This is a genomic window from Marinobacter sp. V34 (assembly GCF_055524115.1).
In genome coordinates this window covers 135,056-152,618 of the sequence record NZ_JBUPZY010000009.1, presented here as the reverse complement: position 1 = coordinate 152,618, position 17,563 = coordinate 135,056, and the positions used below count along the sequence as shown (strand labels likewise).

Sequence of the window (17,563 nt, the reverse complement as noted above, 5' to 3'; positions counted from 1 at the left end):
TGTGCGCTAGCCTCGGCTCATGGTCTGAGGGAGGTAGGTAACAATTTCCGGGAACCACCCGATCAGAAACAGTGCCGCCATGATCAGCAGGAAAAAGGGTAACGCAGCTCGGGCAACGTAGAGGATGTCTTTTCCGGTCAACGCCTGGATCACGAACAGGTTGAAGCCCACCGGTGGTGTGATTTGTGCCATCTCCACAACCAGCACAATAAAGATGCCAAACCAGAGCATGTCGATGCCGGCTTGCTGGACCATGGGCATGACCACGGCGACGGTAAGAACGACCACGGAGATGCCATCCAGGAAGCAGCCCAGGATCACGAACAGGGCGGTCAGGCACACCAGCAATTCGAAAGACGAGAGCGACATGCTGCCGATCCATTCCGCCAGTTCTCGTGGAATGCCGAGAAAACCCATGGACAGCGTGAGGAAGTGCGCGCCTACCAGAATCAGGCCAATCATGCAGGAGCTCTTGACCGCGCCCAGCAGGCTGGCCTTGAAACTGTCGGCATTCAGAGAGCCGGTGACAGCTGCCAGTAACAGCGCGCCAAAAACGCCGAGTGCTGCAGCCTCGGTGGGTGTGGTAAAGCCGGCATAAATCGAACCAAGCACAAATACAATCAGGCCCACAATCGGGAGCAGCATTCGCAGCGCCTTGATCTTGGCTGAGAACGAAATATGCTCTTTCTTATGCTTGGGCATCTCATCCTTGTTTAATGCCGCCCAGACCATGGTGTAACCCATGAACATGACCACCAGCATCAGGCCCGGCAGGGCACCGGCGATAAACAGACGGCCGATGGATACTTCTGCCGCCACGCCGTAAACAATCAGAATGATGGACGGCGGTATCAGCAGCCCAAGAGTGCCGGAACCAGCAAGGGTACCGACAGCCATGCGGTCGCTGTAACCCTGAGCCTTGAGCTCGGGCAGGGTCATGCGGCCAATAGTGGCCGCCGTCGCGGCCGACGAACCGGACACTGCGGCGAATATACCGCAGCTGAGAATGTTTACGTGTAGCAGCTTGCCCGGCAAACCACCCATCCAGGGTGACAGCCCCTTGAACAGGTCCTCGGACAAGCGAGTACGGAACAGAACCTCGCCCATCCAGATGAACATGGGCAGTGCGGTCAGCGACCAGCCGGTACTCGCGCCCCAACTTGACGTTGCAAACAAAAGCCCGATCTGGTCGTTGCCGGACAGCAGCAACCCCAGGACGCCGATGCCGACCAGCGTCAGTGACACCCAGACGCCAAGTGCCAGCATCAATATCATGGAGGCAGCGAGAGCGATGGAAAGCAGAGTCGTATCCATCAGATTTCCTCCAGGTTGACGTCACTTTCGTGCTGTTGGTAGGAAGGCACACGTTTTCGCAGCACTGCGATCAGGTCATCCAGGATCGCGATAGTAAGCGCTAACGTGCCCAGGCCCACCGGGATCTGAGGTATCCAGAGCGGAATGGGAATGTAGCCGTGGGAGACTTCCTCGAAAATGTAGGACTCCCAAACCATGTGCCAGCAGTAGAACGTCATAAAGCTCGCAAGACCAAGGCCAAGGATGAGTACCGCCAGTTCCTGAACGAACCGTGCCCGGGGCGACCACTTCTGGATAACCAGGGTTACCCGGATATGGCCGCCTTCATGAAAGGTGTAGGCAAGCCCGAAAAAGGTGGAGGCAGCCAGTGCATACCCTGACACGTTTTCAGCGGACGGAATGATGAAGCCGAACAGGCGACCGACGATCTGCACCAGAATCACGACCATGATTAATGCGATGCAGAAGCCTGCTGCGTAGCCGGATGCCAAGTAAAACTTGTCTCGAAGGGTGCTCATGGAAGATGCCTCTCAAGGCGGCTTTCCCACTGGGGGCTCCAGGGGAAAGCGTCTTGTGAATGGACCGGTTACCGGTAGTTTTGCAGAATAGCGCCGACTTCCTTCGGAGCCTCCTCTTCCCATTCCTTGATCATGACGTCGCCGATCTTCTGGAATTCCTTCATCAACTGCTCGGATGGCTCGGACACCTCAATGCCGTTCTCTGACAGTGTCGCCGTATCTTCGGCAGCGGTGACACGAACACCCTCCCAGCCTTTCTTTTCGGCAGCCGCGGCGGCATCAAGAATGACCTGCTGTTGTTCGTCATCCAGGCGACGAAACGCACGCTTGTTAACAACCACAACGTTTTTTGGGATCCAGGCTTTAATATCCGTGTAGTAGGAGACATAGTCCCAGGCCTGGCCATTGGCGCCGGTTGACGGTGACGTGATCATCGCGTCGATGATGCCAGTGCTGAAGGCCTGAGGAATTTCCGGGACCTGAACCGTGGTCGGCGTAGTGTTCATGAGATCTGCAAGCCGGGACGTTGACGGGCTGTAGGCACGCATCTTCAGACCTTCCAGGTCACTCATGGTGTTGACTGGGGCCTTTGTGTAGAGGCTCTGGGCTGGCCATGGCACCGTGTAAAGCAGCTTCATGCCTTCTTTATCGAGTTGTTTTTCCACCTCTGGCTTCGCCGCCTCCCAGAGTCGTTTTGCGTCGTCGAAGCTGGTTGCCAGAAACGGAATGTTGTCATGTTTGAACACCGGATGGGTGTTGCCCATGATACCGATGAAGATCTCGCCCAGTTGAACCTGCCCGGTGCGGACGGCCCTCGGAATTTCCGGATGCTTGACCAGTGAGGCGCCGGAGTGGACGGTGATGTCTATGTCACCGTTGGTGCCCGCCTTGATGTCTTCAGCAAACCCATAGGCGATCTTGGTTGGCAGGTTCGCATCGCCGTAGGGTGTTGGCATGTGCCATTGGGCAGCGTTGACTGCGGTGGTGAAGAAAAACCCTGCCATCAGGGTGGCTGTCGCAAGTTGTTTGAACATATCGATTCTCCCGTTCTTTTGTTGTTGTTGCTTTGGTCATCAATTGGCAGTTGCTACAGCACCGCCAGTTCTTCATTAAGCCGCTCGGTGAGCAGCATTTTTCCCGGTACGTGAGTGATCGCGATCGGGGGACGCGCATTTTCCAGGGCGACCTGCGGGGTGACGCCACAGGCCCAGAACACAGGCAATTCATCACGGCCGATCGCCACGGCGTCGCCGAAATCCGGCCTATTGATATCCGTGATGCCAATCAACGCGGGGTCGCCAATATGAACCGGGGCGCCGTGCGCTTTTGGTAACCGGGTTGTGATCTGGACCGCCCGGATGGCATCCGCAGCGCGGAACGGTCGCATGGAAACCACCATGTTGCCGTGGAATCGACCGGCCGGTTGTGTCGCAATGTTCGAGCGATACATGGATACGTTCTGTCCCTGCTCGACGTTCCTGATAGACAGGCCGGCGCGGATCAGCGCGTCTTCAAACGAGAACGAGCAGCCGAGTACAAACGTCACGAAATCGTTGCGCCACACATCGCGAATGTCAGTGGCGGTTTCAGCCCGTTCGCCATTGCGGAAAATCTGGTACTCCGGGATGTCGGTTCGGATGTCCAGATCACATCCAAGGCCCGGTAGCATGGGGTCACCGGTCTGAGATACGCCAATCAGGGGGCAGGCGACAGGATTGCTTTGGCAGTAGAGGAGAAAATCGTTTGCCCAGTCGGCCGGAAGGATGACGACATTGCCCTGAACCAGGCTTTGCGCCTTGCCGCTGGTGGTTCCGGTATGGGTGCCGGAGCGTATCTGCGCACGCAGCTCAGATACCTGGTCGAGCAGGCCCGTTTTGAAGTCTGAATAATCGCCGGTCTGCATCTCGGCTACCCCTGATTGAATTTGTTATGTGGTTATGGCTCAGGTTATTCCTATTGGCGAAAAAGTCTAATTATGGTTTTTTAGGCTTGCTGATAACTTTTTATGATGTCTGGTTCTGCGTACTGTTTCGAAACGTTTACCGCCAGGTTGGCGGCCAGTTCGGCAATCGGGTTAAATGGCACGCTGGGGTACGAGGCTGTGAATGCCAGTTGTGATGGTGTCCAGGCCGCATCCAGGGTAATCAGGCGCCCGCTTTTCAGGCCATCAGCGATCACACTCAGTGGCAGTGCCGACACGCCAATGCCATCCAGCGTTAGCCGGCGACACGCTGCCAGCGAACTGGAGGAATAGAAGCGAGCGGGCAACTCGTCCAGTTCGCTGAATTTCTGGCTGATTTCGGCGAACGGCTTAGTGTTTCTGGCGTAGGTGATGATGGGCCATTGGGCCAGTTCTTCCAGTTCCAGTTTCCGGTCTGGCAGTTTCAGCGAGGGGCTTGCAACCCAGATCAGGGGGAAGCTGCACAGGTCCAGATTTTCAATTTTGGGTTCGGAAACCGGGCCCATCAGGAAGGCGAGGTCAAAGGTTCGGTCCATCAGGCCAGTGCGGAGATTCCCGGTCACGTCGACGGTGATCTCCACGTCCAGATTCGGTGTGTTCTCGTTCAGCTCGCGGAAGAAGTGCGGCAGCCAGGAGTGGACAATGGTTTCGGAAACGCCAAGTCTCAAGATGCCGGACAGTAACGCTACTCTGTCTGCGCGCTTGCGGAGTTGCTGCGACATGGAGACGATCTTCTCGGCATAGGGCAACAGCTCCTGCCCCCGGGTCGTCAACATGGTGCGGCCCGAATCCCGCTCAAATAGCAGAACGCCCAACTCTTCTTCAAGGGCTGCTATCCGGTTGGAGATCGCAGGTTGGGTGGTGTTTTGCCGCTCTGCTGCTTTGCGAAAGCTTCCGAGGGTGGCTACCCAGATAAAGGTTTCCAGACGTTTAAAGTTCATGGGCGCTCTTCGTGTTGAATAGCGGAATACCCGTCGACGTTGAGTGGGGCAGCTAGCTGAAGTTTAGTTCATGATGCGAGAGGCATAAAAAAACCCCGGCACGTGGCCGGGGTTTTCGCATTGCTGACTTCTAATCAGATTAGAAGTTGTACTGTGCTGCGAACAGGATGCGGTTTGCATCGCCGTCGCTGCCGTCAACGTTTTCACGCTCCAGACGGGCATACTCAACGCCCATCATTACGTTCTTGACAGGGGTCCACTGGTAGTTAGCCATAACCGCAGAGTTGGTTTCGCTCTCGCCAGCAACTGCTGCTGCGCCAAGATCATCCTCAGCGTCATCCCAGTCTACAGTAACAAGACCGTAACCGATGTTGATGCTGCGACCGCCGCCCAGGTTGAAGCCAGCGCCTACTGAGCCGCCGAAGCCTGAGATAGCTTCCACGTCACCGCCGTCAACATAGGCACTAGCTGCGCCAAAGTTGTCTCCGGAACGATAGAGGTAGTCGTTCGCACCGTTGGAGTATGACAGGGTGCCCTGGATGGTCACCATGTCTGTCAGCGCCATTTTCAGGGCACCAAAGGTAGCAAAGCCGAATGTGCTTTCATCGTTTGAGCCGTCATCGAAGCCAACCTGATGAGCCAGAACCGCTGCAGAGTAGGACAGGCCACCCTGAGAGTCTTGCAGGCGAGCTGTGATAGCTGGCATGGAGTCTTTCTCTGGCGCCGGAGAGTTCAGGATGGAGCTGCTTGGCTCCTCGAGAGAGAAAGATAGCGGCCCTGTGGTGTAACGAGCCTGTGCAACACGACCCTGCAGGCCGGCAAGACCTGGCAGTGAGTCGAAGTCCAGAGTTGAGGTGTTACCCACGAAGCTGTTGAAGTTGGACCAGGTCTGGCCCATCAGGACGCCTTTGTATTCACCGAAACCGTGACGCAGGCGCAGAGTGCCACCGCGGAAGTCGCCTTCCACCGTGACGTTAACGCCCTCGGGAGAAGTAGTTTTTACGCCAATACGCGTCTGTACAGCATCGGCACCGAAGTGTCCGGTTGCGCCGTCACTACCGGAAGTGTTGATGCTATCATACCGACCTGAACGGGTTGAATTGCTTACGTCTTCGTCAATGTCATAGCTTGCGTTTAGGCGAGCGTAGCCATAAACGCTTGTGTCGTAACCGCCAGCGTCAAAGCTGACCGCTTGTGCCTGCGCAGCTACCCCCAGAATTGCTACCGCAGCCGTTGATCGAATTGCCATTCTTAGTTTATTGCTTTGCATCTTTGTTGTCTCCACACATTATTTTTGTTGGACCCACTTCAAAGTAGTTACCATTCGATGACATTTCAAATAAATTCTTGCATTAATTAGACGAATGTCTATGCAACGAAATCGCCGGTTTAGGGGAACTTTTTGAGGATTGTGTTTATTTCCCGTAGCCAGTAGGGCAGAAAATCGGTTAATTCCAGCAGTGCGTACCTATTTTCATGACAAAGATGCTCTGAGACTACGGCTTTATTAAGGCCGAATTCTGGCGACGGTATCCTCGGTAACGACATTGCTCTACGTGTAGGTGGAAGTACTAACATTGCCGAGCTGGGGGCGTTACTGCTTGAATTAAAGCAGCTCAAAGGGCCGGATGTGCTTATGCCTTGAGTGGCGTATGATTGAATGCACCTTTTCACGTTTTTGTTTGAGAGACACCGATGAACAGAGAACCTGTCAGCCGTGAGTTATTCGATGAGGTAATGGTCCCCAACTACGCACCCGGGGCTGTGATCCCCGTCAAGGGTGAAGGCTCCCACATTTGGGATCAGGAAGGTAAGGAATACATCGACCTGGCGGGTGGCATTGCGGTGACCTGCCTCGGTCATAATCATCCTGGCCTTGTTGGTGCGCTGATGGAGCAGGCCGAAAAAATCTGGCATCTGTCCAATGTCATGACAAACGAGCCTGCCCTGCGGTTGGCCAAGACCCTGTGCGATCTGACATTTGCCGAGCGTGTATTCTTTGCCAATTCCGGCGGCGAGGCTAATGAGGCCGCGTTCAAGCTGGCCAGGCGCTATGCCTGGGAGCATTTCGGCCCGGAAAAGAATGAAATCATCTCCTTCAAGAGCTCGTTTCATGGTCGCACCCTGTTTACGGTCAGCGTCGGTGGTCAACCCAAGTACCTTGAGGGTTTTGAGCCTGCGCCTGGAGGCATTCATCACGCCGATTTCAACGATCTGGAGTCTGTTCGAAAACTGATCTCTAAGGACAAGACCTGCGCAGTGGTGGTAGAGCCTATCCAGGGCGAAGGTGGCGTCATGCCCGGCGATCCGGATTTCCTCAAGGGCCTGCGCCAGCTCTGTGACGAAAACGATGCCTTGTTAGTGTTCGACGAAGTCCAGTCCGGCGTTGGCCGCACCGGTCACCTCTATGCCTACCAGATGTATGGTGTAACGCCGGATATCCTGTCCACGGCCAAGGGGCTTGGCGGGGGCTTCCCCGTGGCGGCCATGTTGACCACGGAGAAGGTAGCGAGAAGCCTGGGTATCGGTACCCATGGCAGCACCTACGGCGGGAACGCCCTTGCCTGTGCTGTCGCCCAACGGGTTATTGATACGGTGAGCCAGCCGGACATCCTCAAGGGCGTTGCGGCGCGTTCGGAGCGTTTGCGGAAGGGGATGATGGACATTGGTGAACGCTATGGCATCTTCAGTGAGGTTCGTGGCTCTGGCTTGTTGCTCGGCTGTGTTCTAACGGAGGAGTGGAAAGGCAAGGCGAAAGAATTTCTCAATGCCGGCCTGAATGAAGGCGTGATGGTGTTGATTGCCGGCCCGAATGTCGTGCGACTGGCGCCGTCACTGATTGTTCCAGAGCCTGATATTGACGAAGCACTGGCGCGGTTTGAAGCTGGCGTGAAAAAGGTTTGTGGCAAGTAGCAGGCGTTAACCCGCGACATTAACCACAAACATGAATACAGGAGCCGCCTATGTGGCTGGTACGTCCGGCTCAGCCGGGTGACCTGAACGACATACTCGACATCGCCGGGGGCCAGGGCCCCCGGATGTCATCCACCCTGCCCAAAAAACAGGACGCATTGTCCGCCAAGATCGACCTATCCGCTCGTTCCTTTGCCGGCACAAACAAACCCGATGAACCCAGGCGGTTCCTGTTTGTCCTGGAAGACACCCGTACCGGTAAGGTCCAGGGCGTATCCGGTATCGATGCGCGGGCGGGTAATGGCCAGCCCTTCTACAATTACCGGCAGGATGCGCTCATCCACGCCTCCCATGAGCTGGGCGTTTCGCGCCGGGTGGAGGTTCTGTACCCATCCCATGCGTTGACCGACCACACGCTGTTGTGCTCCTTTGCCATAAGGCCGGAGCTGCGCGGTACTGACGCCTTCGAGCTGCTGTCCCGCGCCAGGATGCTGTTTATCGCCAGCCATCGCTCGCTGTTCACGAATCAGGTGGTTGTGGAAATTCAGGGTGTGCAGACACAAGACGGCGAGGTGCCGTTCTGGGACAGTCTGGGGCGGCATTTCTTCAATATGGATTTTGAAACCGCCGATCAATACTCCGGGCTGTTGAGCAAAACCTTTATTGCAGAACTGATGCCACCCAACCCGATCTACGTCACGCTGCTGAGCCAGGCCGCTCAGGACGCGCTCGGGCAACCTCATTCACAAACCCAGGCGACGTATGAGTTGCTTCAGCGCGAAGGATTCCGGGCTGGGTGCTATCTCGATATTTTCGATGCCGGGCCGGTACTGGAAGCGCGCACCGATGCGCTCAAGTCTGTTGTGACCAGTCATCCGAAAACCCTGCATGCCGCCCCTACCGACGATGGCGAAACCTGTCTGATTTGCGGTGGTGAGGGCGGAGATTTTCGCAGCACGTTGACACCGCTCTCCGAGAGCCTTCAAGACGAAGTGAAAGTGTCGCCGAAAACCTGGGAGTATCTGGGCCTGAGCTCCGGAGACACGGTACGGGTGACGCCATTATGAACAGGGCAATTACAGACAGGAGGCCGGAATGCTGGTGATCCGACCCTTGCAGGAGAACGACCTCGACGCCCTGTACGCCATGGCTCAGGGCGCTGGAAAAGGGCTGACGACATTACCTGCGGACAGGGCACTGCTGGCAAGGAAAATCCAGCATGCACAGGAGACCTTCAACCAGCGCTGCGCGCCAGAAGCTGGCTTGTACCTGTTTGCTCTCGAGGATACCGAGCTGAAACGGTGTGTGGGCATCAGTGGCATACAGGCGCGGGTGGGCCTGGACGAGGTGTTCTACAATTACCGGCTGAGTGTGACGGTGAATGCTTCCCGGGAGCTGGACGTGCATGTGCGCACCCCAACGCTGCACCTGTCCAATGACATGACCGGTACCACTGAGGTTTGCTCGCTGCTGCTTTCGAGCTCCCATCGGGGCGGTGGCACGGGCCTGTTGTTGTCCCGTTGCCGGTTCATGTTCCTGGACGACTTCCGCTCGCACTTCTCCGAGAAAGTCTTCGCCGAGATGCGGGGGGTTTCCGACAGCAATGGCCAGAGCCCGTTGTGGGATGCCCTTGGGAGCAAGTTTTTTGACATGGAGTTTAGTGAGGCGGACATGCTGTCGGGCCTTGGCAACAAATCGTTCATTGCTGAACTGATGCCCAAATACCCCATCTACCTGCCTATGCTGCCGGACGCTGCACGAGCCGTTATTGGTCGCGTGCATGAAAACACCGCGCCGGCACTGAAAATGCTGCAGGCGGAAGGCTTTAACTTCAACGGCATGGTGGACATCTTCGATGGTGGCCCGGCGGTTGAGGCTTTTATTCACAGCATCCGTACCGTGCGCGAAGGTATAAATCGCCACGTTATGATTCGTAAGAAGCCGCTGGTGATGGATGTTCCGGCGGAGCAACAGGTAATGATATCCAACCGCTCGTTCCGGGACTTTCGGGTAACCACCATACCGGCCGAGTGCATAGGGCTCGATACTGTCAGTATTCCGGCCGATGTGGCTGAGGCGCTGGAAGTAGAATCCGGAGACCTCGTGCGGCTGGCCCCTTTGAAAGATACCGGAAGGAGGTAATGACGATGGCAAACCTGACAGGTCAACTCTTTATTGACGGGCTCTGGCTGGAAGGCCATGGCGACTTTTTCGAATCCCTCCAGCCGGTCACCGGAGAGGTGGTCTGGGATGGCGTCAGCGCCAGTATCGAGGACGTAGACGCCGCGGTGCGCGAGGCCCGCTCAGCGTTTGTTCACTGGCGCAAGCGTCCGTTCAGTGAGCGCCAGGCACTGGTGGAAAAGTTTGGCACGCTACTGGAGGAGCACAAGGAAGAGTTGGCGCACCAGATCGGTTCGGAAACCGGAAAACCCCTGTGGGAATCGCGCACCGAAGTTGCGGCGATGATTGGCAAGATCGGAATCTCCGTTGCCGCCTACCACGACCGCACCGGCCACTCCGAATCCGACGTTGCCGGCGGTCATGCCGTATTGCGGCATCGCCCCCATGGCGTGGTGGCGGTGTTTGGCCCCTATAATTTCCCTGGGCACTTGCCCAACGGCCATATCGTACCGGCGTTGCTGGCGGGCAACACCGTGGTGTTCAAACCCAGCGAGCTGGCTCCCGGTGTCGCCGAGCTGACCATGAAGCTTTGGGAAAAGGCCGGCCTTCCTCCCGGAGCCATCAACCTTGTACAGGGGGCGATGGCGACGGGTAAATCCCTGTCGTCACACCCGGGTGTTGATGGGCTGTTCTTCACTGGCAGTTCCACGGTAGGGCATCTGCTGCACAAACAGTTTGGCGGTCAGCCCGAGAAAATTCTGGCGCTGGAGATGGGCGGCAACAATCCACTGATCGTCCAGAGCGTGCATGATCTGGATGGCGCGGTGCATCACGCCCTCCAGTCTGCCTTCTTGTCGGCGGGCCAGCGCTGCACCTGTGCACGTCGTTTACTGGTACCAAAGGGTGCCAAGGGCGACCAGTTCCTGGAGCGCTTTGTTGAAGTGGTCAGCCGCATTACCGTGGGCGATTTCGATGCCGACCCGCAACCATTCATGGGCTCGGTGATTTCGGCGCAGGCGGCCGACAAGCTGTTGGCAGCCCAGAACAGTCTGGTGACTCAGGGCGGACAACTGCTACTGGAAATGCAGCGTTTGCGGGAAGGCACGGGCCTGTTGTCGCCGGGCATCGTGGACGCGACCGGCTTGAACCTGGTGGATGAGGAATTCTTCGGCCCCTTGTTGACCGTTTACCGCTACAAGAGCTTTGACGAGGCCCTGGAGCTTGCGAACAACACACGCTACGGGCTTTCTGCTGGTATTCTGACGGATGACCACAAGCTCTACGAGCGGCTGACGGACGAAGTGCGCGCCGGCATTGTGAACTGGAATCGACCGCTGACGGGGGCCAGCAGCGCCGCTCCGTTTGGCGGTGTCGGTGCCAGTGGCAACCACCGCCCCAGTGCCTACTACGCCGCCGATTACTGCGCCTGGCCCATGGCCTCGCTGGAGTCGAAGAAGAGCGAAGTGCCGGACAGCCTGGCGCCTGGGTTAAATTTCGACTGACGGAAGACGAGTCATGGCCAAGCACGCAGTAGAAGCCAATTTCGATGGCCTGGTAGGGCCTACCCATAACTACGCCGGGCTGTCGTGGGGCAACGTGGCGTCCAAATCCAACATTCGCTCGGTGTCCAATCCGAAGGAAGCCGCCCTGCAGGGGCTGGCGAAAATGAAGCGCCTGGCGGATCGCGGTTTTGTTCAGGGTGTGCTGCCGCCCCACGAACGCCCGCATATTCCGACCTTGCGGGCATTGGGTTTTACCGGTTCGGACCGCGACGTTCTTAGCGCTGCCGCCAAGCAGAGCCCGTCCATCCTGGCTGCTGCTTCGTCGGCGTCTACCATGTGGACGGCAAACGCCGCTACGGTCTCGCCGAGTGCGGACACCTCTGATCACCGCGTGCATTTTACGCCGGCAAACCTGAGCGCCAAGTTTCATCGCTCCATTGAGCACGTCGTCACCGGCAGGGCCCTGAAATCCATCTTTGCGGATGACGCCTGGTTTGCCCACCATCCGGCGCTGCCATCGGTCAGCCAGTTTGGTGACGAAGGCGCCGCCAACCACACCCGTCTGTGCGGAGGGTATGGCGAGCCGGGTGTAGAGCTGTTTGTCTATGGCCAGATCGCCTTCAACGAACAGGCTCCGGCCCCGAAGCTTTATCCCGCACGCCAGACTCTGGAAGCTTCCCAGGCCATCGCCCGTCTGCATGGCCTGAAAGACAGCCATGTGGTGTTCGTCCAGCAGAACCCGGCCGCGATTGATGCCGGGGTGTTCCACAACGACGTTATCGCGGTGGGCAATGGCAACGCCCTGTTCTACCACGAGCTGGCGTTCCTGGATGAAGAAATCGTGCTGGCTGATATCCGCTCGCGCCTGACAGGTGCAGAACTGGAAGCCGTGCGTGTCACCAGTGAGCAGGTGCCGCTGGAGGACGCTGTAGCCTCCTACCTGTTCAACAGTCAGTTGCTGAACACGCCCGATGGCATGATGCTGGCGGTGCCGGGCGAGTGTCGTGAAATTGCGTCGGTCAGCCGTTACCTGGACGAGTTGGTGAATGACTCGGGGCCGATTACGTCGGTGGAGGTTTTCGATGTTAAACAGTCCATGCGCAACGGCGGCGGCCCGGCGTGTTTGCGTTTGCGGGTGGTTCTGAACGACGACGAGCTCAAGGCCATGCATCACGGAGTATTGCTAACCGACTCCCTGTATGAGCGCCTGACTACCTGGGTCGAGGCGCACTATCGAGAGGAGCTGTCGCAGGAGGATCTGGGTGACCCGATGCTGCTTGAGGAAGTCCGTAAGGCGCTGGATGAGCTGACTGGTATTCTGGGGCTTGGGTCTATCTACGATTTCCAGCTCTAATCCGGTCATCGTCCTCTCTTCTCAGGACGAGATAGAGGACGTCAGCATCTCCATGGTATGACGGATCAGCGATTCCGCTGAAAAGTTGTCCTCCAGGCCGCTTTCAGTCATTTCGCTCTGGCATAGCATGATGACGCCGTGGAGGGCGCCACGGAGGTAGAGCGCGGTTTCGACCGGATTGTGGATGCGCTCGCGGTTCATGGTGCCGTCTTCCAACCCCAGGTGTATCGCACCGACCATCAGCTCCATGGTTTCTGCCTTGCAGCCAAACATCTCGCCTGCCAGCTCATCATCTGCTTCCGCCATCGCCGTGGACGCTGTTGTCAGTGCGGAGAAGTAATCCGGCTGCTCACGGTAGAAATTGTAATAGGCCACTCCCATGGCGGATATCTGAGCCAGCCCGGTATCGGCCGTCAGACGAGCCTCCTCGAAACGGCGGCACAGGCTGTGGCCGGCACGTAGCATGATGCCACGCTGGATCGCCGCCTTATCCTTGAAGTACACGTACAACAATGCACGGCTGAGAGCGGCCGTGCGGGCGATGTCGTCCATCGATGTGCGCTCGTAGCCCTTCTCCGAAAACACCAGCTCCGCAGCATCCAGGATGCTGTCGTACCTGGCTTGCTTCTCTTTCTCTCTACGGGTTTTTAACGGCTCACTCATAGGGGATTCCGGATAATTGAGACTGCGCTCTCATGATACATGGTTAGCGATGAAAGCTGATTATTGACAAATTGTCAAAGAATGACATTATGTCTGATAATGAAATTTTGTCCATTGGACGGATGATGAAAAACACTGTGACCATGGAAGAGAGGACTTCTCAATGAACACCGCCCGGCGCTCCGCCATTGTTTCCCTCATAGCCACTGCAATCTTGCTTGTTGGCGGCTGTAAATCCAGTGAACCCGCGCCAGAACAAGGCGCTGCCCCGGTGACGGTGCGGGCTGCCGAAGTGACAGGCGGTCAGACGGAGGGCATGTCGCTGCGTTTTTCCGGTATCGTTCGGGCGGCCCAGCGGGCAACGCTGACGTTCCAGGTGAGCGGCACCCTTCGAGAGCGCGCAGTCGAGCTGGGGCAAACCGTCAAGACCGGTGACCTGCTGGCACGGGTGTATAACCCCGCACTGGAACCGGCGCAGGATTCAGCGGCCGCCCGGCTGGATGAACTCAGAACCCAATACGACCAGGCCAAGCGGGAATGGGAACGCTCCCGTCAACTGCACGAGCGAGGTGTGGTGTCGGAGCAGGGGCTGGAGCAATTGGCCTCTCGGCGGGACAGCCTGAAGGCCAGCATGGCGACTGCCGAAGCCTCTCTTGCTGAGGCCACGCGCCTGCTGCGGGAGAGTGAGCTGAGGGCGCCGTTTGACGGTCGGGTTGAAGCCTTGTTGGTGGAACGGGATGAGTTTGTGGCGTCTGGCCAACCAGTGATGCGCCTGTCGTCCCCGGAGGGTCGCGAAGTGGAAGTGCGGGTACCTGCGTATATGCTCAACCATGTGTCGCTGTCGCAACTGCTGCCGGTCTGGTCGGTGCAGGATCGTAATCGTGCGCCGGTCACCGGCTCCGTCGTTGAAATTGCCCAGCCGGGTGGTGTTCGCGGCGAGCTCCATCCGGTATTGGTCAGCCTGCCGGCAGATACCCTGGAGCCTGGAGAGCCGGTGGAAGTGGGCATTACGCCCCGCGAAACCGTGGCGACGACAGTGCCTCTGCTGTCGGTGATGAAATCCAACGGTGGTGCCAGTGTGTTCCGTATTTCCGATGGCGTTGCCCGCCGGGTGCCAGTGACGGTACAGCGGATTATCGGTGAGCGGGTGGTGGTGGATGCCACCGATCTTAGCGCCGGTGATCAGGTGGTCTTTGCAGGCATGACCCGTATTTCCGACGGTGATGCCGTGGAGGTGCGCTGATGTCATTGCGCCTGCTGAACTTTCAACGCTTGCTGGGCATGGTGGTGACCATGCTGTGCCTCCTGGGGATTGCGGCCTACAGCACCATGCCGCGTCAGGAAGACCCTTCATTTCCCTATCGCGCCGGCCTGATCAGTATTAGCTATCCCGGCGCCAGCGCAGAAGCCGTTGAGCGGCTGGTACTGCAGCCGTTGTCAGACGAGTTGCGCCAGGTCGAGGAAGTGGATTTTACTCAGGCCACCGCCCGCACCGGCGTGGCGATTTTCAACGTGCGCCTGAACGACACCATCTACGATACCGATTCCGCCTGGGACCGCGTACGCCAGGCCATGGACCGGGCGCGCCTGGATTTTCCCGATGACGTCGGCCAGATGGTGCTCGACGACCGCATGATAGATATTCCCGCCATTATTCTGGCTGTTGGCGGTTCCGGCTCGGTCACCGAACTGAGTGACGTGGCAGAGCGACTGAAACAGAACCTGGCGGATATTTCCGGGGTATCCCGCATTGAGCTGGAAGGTGACGCTGACGAACAGATCACCCTGGCGCTGGACGACGCGGCCATGTACCGATTGGGCATTTCCCCTGCACGCGTACTGGACACGTTGGCGCGCCGCAACCAGACCACTCCGGGTGGTTTTGTTATCGCCGACGGTCGCCGTCTGTCGGTGTTGCCTAACAGCGAATTCACCAGTGTGGATGCCATTCGCGCCACGCCCATAGAGCTACCGGATGGCTCTCAGGTGCCACTGGCTGCCGCCGCCGAAGTCTGGCGTGGGCCGGCGGAACCGCGACAACCGGAAGCCTGGTATGACGGCGAGCGGGTAGTGCTGGTTTCCATGATCATGGAGGAGGGCAGTACCGACGCTATCCGGTTTGGTGAGCGTGTGCGGGAGCGGCTATCGACGATTCGTCAGGAGTTCGAACCCTACGAAATCCGTGAGATGTTCTTCCAGCCTGATAAAGTGGAAGAACGGCTCGACAACCTCGCCTGGAGCCTGGTGATGTCCGTCATCATCATTGTGGCCGTGGTATTCACCGGTATGGGCATCCGCATGGGACTGCTGGTGGCGTCGATCCTGCCGATGGTGGCGCTGATCAGTATCGGCCTCTATGATCTGGGTGGTGGCGTACTGCATCAGATTGCTGTCATCGGCATGGTGATTTCCCTGGGAATCCTGATCGACAATGCCATCGTGATTGTCGAGAGCATCCAGGGCTACCTGGATGCTGGTATGCGACGGCTGGATGCCCTGAAACAGTCCGTAAAGGAGCTGGCGGGGCCGCTCGGAGCCTCCACTGGCACCACCATCGCCGCGTTCATGCCGTTGCTGCTGTCCAAAGGCGGAACGGCGGATTTCACCCGTGGTGTGCCGGTGATGATCATGCTCACCCTCTCCGTCAGCTACCTGCTGGCGGTGTCCGCTGTGCCGTTACTGGCAGCCCGCTTCCTGAAACCTCGCAAGAAAGACGCGCGGGAAGATAAGCTGGTTGGGCTTTCCCGTTTTCTTGGCGCCCTGGTGGCCAGGCGCCCGGGAACTTTGATCCTTGCGGGTACGGCTCTGGTGGTATTCAGCCTGTCACTGACGCCGTTCATGAAACAGCAGTTTTTCCCCAATGCGGATCGTCCCCAGGTGGTGGTTGAACTGTACATGCCCGAAGGCACGGATCAGGAGCGCACGTCAAGCGTGGCGGCCGACCTTGTACGTGCGATCCGCAGCCGACCGGAGGCCCTGGAGGTGCACCGGTTTGTTGGCTTTACCGGCCCCAGCTTCTATTACAACCTGCAGCGCGAGCCCCAGGCGCCGAACCGCGGGCGAATCGTGGTATCAACCCCCACCCTGGAAGATACTACCGGCCTGGTGCAGTGGATTCGCGACTACGCCGGGCAGGAAATGCCAGAGTTGCAGCTAACGGCGGGGATATTGGGGCAGGGACCGCCACGGGCGGCGCCGGTGGAAGTGCGGATTTATCATGCCAGCGACGACACACGTGCCCGCGCCGTGGAACAGGTGTTCTCGGCGTTGCGTAGCGTTAAAGGCACGGTGGATGTACGTCATAATCTGGATATAGGCGTGCCTAGCATCGCCATCAATGTCGACGATGCCAGCGCGGCGCGCTACGGCCTGAACCGTGCCGATGTTGCCCAGAGTCTTTATGGTCAGAGCTTTGGTGTGGTGGCTGAACAGTATCGCCAGGAGGAGGACCCGATTCCCCTGGTGTTGCGCTCCCGGGAAGGCACCAGCCTGTCCTTGCCACGGTTGTTGTCGGTGAATATCTATAATGATCGGGGCGATGCGGTGCCCCTGTCTGCCATTGCTTCGGTGGAAACGTCCTGGCAATCAGCGGCCCTGTTCCAGCGCAATGGCACCCGGATGAACACGGTCTGGTCCAATCTGATGGCGGGGTACAGCTTCAGCCAGGCTTTGGAAGGGCTGGATGCCAGGCTCGCAGAAAACCCGTTGCCCCCTGGAACCCGGTTGGATATGGGCGGTGACGCCGAGGGCTCCGGTGATGCTAACAACGCTCTTCTGACCACCGCGCCCATTGGTGGATTGCTGTTGCTGTTCTTCCTGTTGATACAGTTCAATTCCTTCCGGCGGGTAGGCATCATCCTGCTGACCGTGCCACTGGCCACCGTGGGTATCTTCCCGGGACTGGTATTCTCCGGCTCGCCGTTCGGTTTCCAGTCGCTGCTGGGCGTCATCGCACTGGTGGGGATTGTGGTGAACAATGCCATCGTACTGCTGGATGTGATGGATCGACAGTTGGAGAAAGGGGATGGCATTCGGGATGCGGTTCGCAAGGCGGTGGAGCAGCGCACCCGGCCTATCCTGCTGACCACTGCGACCACCGTTGCCGGGTTGCTGCCGTTGGCGTTTTCCAGCTCCACTCTGTGGCCGCCGATGGCCTGGGCCATTATTTCCGGCCTGCTGGCTTCCACGGTACTGACGTTACTGGTGGTGCCATCGGTCTGTACCCACGTGATCAGCTGTAAGGTGGCGGAGCCTGAGAATGCTCCAGCCTGACTCCT

General features: G+C 58.1%; 14 protein-coding genes. 7 read left to right on the top strand and 7 right to left on the bottom strand.

Annotation, left to right across the window (positions count from 1 at the left end):
- Positions 1–6 precede the first annotated feature (6 nt).
- The 6 genes from AC0B60_RS15505 to AC0B60_RS15480 all read right to left on the bottom strand — a co-directional run bounded on the left by AC0B60_RS15505 (position 7) and on the right by AC0B60_RS15480 (position 6,003).
- On the bottom strand, positions 7–1,314 hold the full coding sequence (locus tag AC0B60_RS15505; protein ID WP_421843673.1) for a TRAP transporter large permease: 1,308 nt from the start codon (positions 1,312–1,314) through the stop codon (positions 7–9).
- Positions 1,314–1,832, bottom strand: coding sequence for a TRAP transporter small permease (locus AC0B60_RS15500; protein ID WP_465086779.1), 519 nt, complete (start codon positions 1,830–1,832; stop codon positions 1,314–1,316). Before AC0B60_RS15500 ends, AC0B60_RS15505 begins: the two co-directional genes overlap by 1 nt.
- 68 nt (positions 1,833–1,900) lie before the next feature.
- Positions 1,901–2,866, bottom strand: a complete 966-nt coding sequence (locus AC0B60_RS15495) for a TRAP transporter substrate-binding protein (RefSeq protein WP_465086777.1) — start codon at positions 2,864–2,866, stop codon at positions 1,901–1,903.
- 53 nt (positions 2,867–2,919) lie between these two features.
- A complete protein-coding gene (locus tag AC0B60_RS15490) occupies positions 2,920–3,735 on the bottom strand; it encodes a putative hydro-lyase (RefSeq protein WP_465086776.1) in 816 nt (271 codons plus the stop codon).
- Positions 3,736–3,815: 80 nt separating this feature from the next.
- The gene (locus AC0B60_RS15485) at positions 3,816–4,733 is read right to left on the bottom strand and encodes a LysR family transcriptional regulator (protein ID WP_465086775.1); all 918 of its coding nucleotides are present in this window, start codon (positions 4,731–4,733) and stop codon (positions 3,816–3,818) included.
- Between the two features lie 139 nt (positions 4,734–4,872).
- Entirely contained in the window at positions 4,873–6,003 is a 1,131-nt protein-coding gene (locus AC0B60_RS15480; RefSeq protein WP_465086773.1) for a hypothetical protein, read from the bottom strand.
- 425 nt (positions 6,004–6,428) lie between these two features.
- On the opposite strand from AC0B60_RS15480, the gene AC0B60_RS15475 reads away from it, so the two are divergent.
- Genes AC0B60_RS15475 through astB form a run of 5 tightly spaced genes read left to right on the top strand, consistent with a single transcriptional unit; the run spans position 6,429 to position 12,623 of the window.
- Complete coding sequence (locus AC0B60_RS15475) at positions 6,429–7,646, top strand: aspartate aminotransferase family protein (protein WP_465086771.1); 1,218 nt, start codon at positions 6,429–6,431, stop codon at positions 7,644–7,646.
- Between the two features lie 50 nt (positions 7,647–7,696).
- Positions 7,697–8,713, top strand: coding sequence for an arginine N-succinyltransferase (locus AC0B60_RS15470; protein WP_465086769.1), 1,017 nt, complete (start codon positions 7,697–7,699; stop codon positions 8,711–8,713).
- 28 nt (positions 8,714–8,741) lie between these two features.
- Complete coding sequence (astA, locus tag AC0B60_RS15465) at positions 8,742–9,788, top strand: arginine N-succinyltransferase (protein WP_465086767.1); 1,047 nt, start codon at positions 8,742–8,744, stop codon at positions 9,786–9,788.
- Between the two features lie 5 nt (positions 9,789–9,793).
- Positions 9,794–11,269, top strand: a complete 1,476-nt coding sequence (gene astD / locus AC0B60_RS15460) for a succinylglutamate-semialdehyde dehydrogenase (RefSeq protein ID WP_465086765.1) — start codon at positions 9,794–9,796, stop codon at positions 11,267–11,269.
- Positions 11,270–11,282: 13 nt separating this feature from the next.
- Complete coding sequence (gene astB / locus AC0B60_RS15455) at positions 11,283–12,623, top strand: N-succinylarginine dihydrolase (protein WP_465086764.1); 1,341 nt, start codon at positions 11,283–11,285, stop codon at positions 12,621–12,623.
- Positions 12,624–12,644: 21 nt separating this feature from the next.
- On the opposite strand, the gene AC0B60_RS15450 is transcribed toward astB, so the two are convergent.
- Positions 12,645–13,286 carry a TetR/AcrR family transcriptional regulator gene (locus AC0B60_RS15450; protein ID WP_465086762.1) on the bottom strand — a complete coding sequence of 214 codons (642 nt, stop codon included), beginning with the start codon at positions 13,284–13,286 and terminating at the stop codon, positions 12,645–12,647.
- 163 nt (positions 13,287–13,449) lie between these two features.
- Between AC0B60_RS15450 and AC0B60_RS15445 the strand changes: the two genes are divergently transcribed.
- Both AC0B60_RS15445 and AC0B60_RS15440 read left to right on the top strand, forming a co-directional pair.
- Positions 13,450–14,529 carry an efflux RND transporter periplasmic adaptor subunit gene (locus AC0B60_RS15445; protein ID WP_465086761.1) on the top strand — a complete coding sequence of 360 codons (1,080 nt, stop codon included), beginning with the start codon at positions 13,450–13,452 and terminating at the stop codon, positions 14,527–14,529.
- Positions 14,529–17,558 carry an efflux RND transporter permease subunit gene (locus AC0B60_RS15440; RefSeq protein WP_465086760.1) on the top strand — a complete coding sequence of 1,010 codons (3,030 nt, stop codon included), beginning with the start codon at positions 14,529–14,531 and terminating at the stop codon, positions 17,556–17,558. Before AC0B60_RS15445 ends, AC0B60_RS15440 begins: the two co-directional genes overlap by 1 nt.
- The last annotated feature ends 5 nt before the right edge of the window (positions 17,559–17,563 follow it).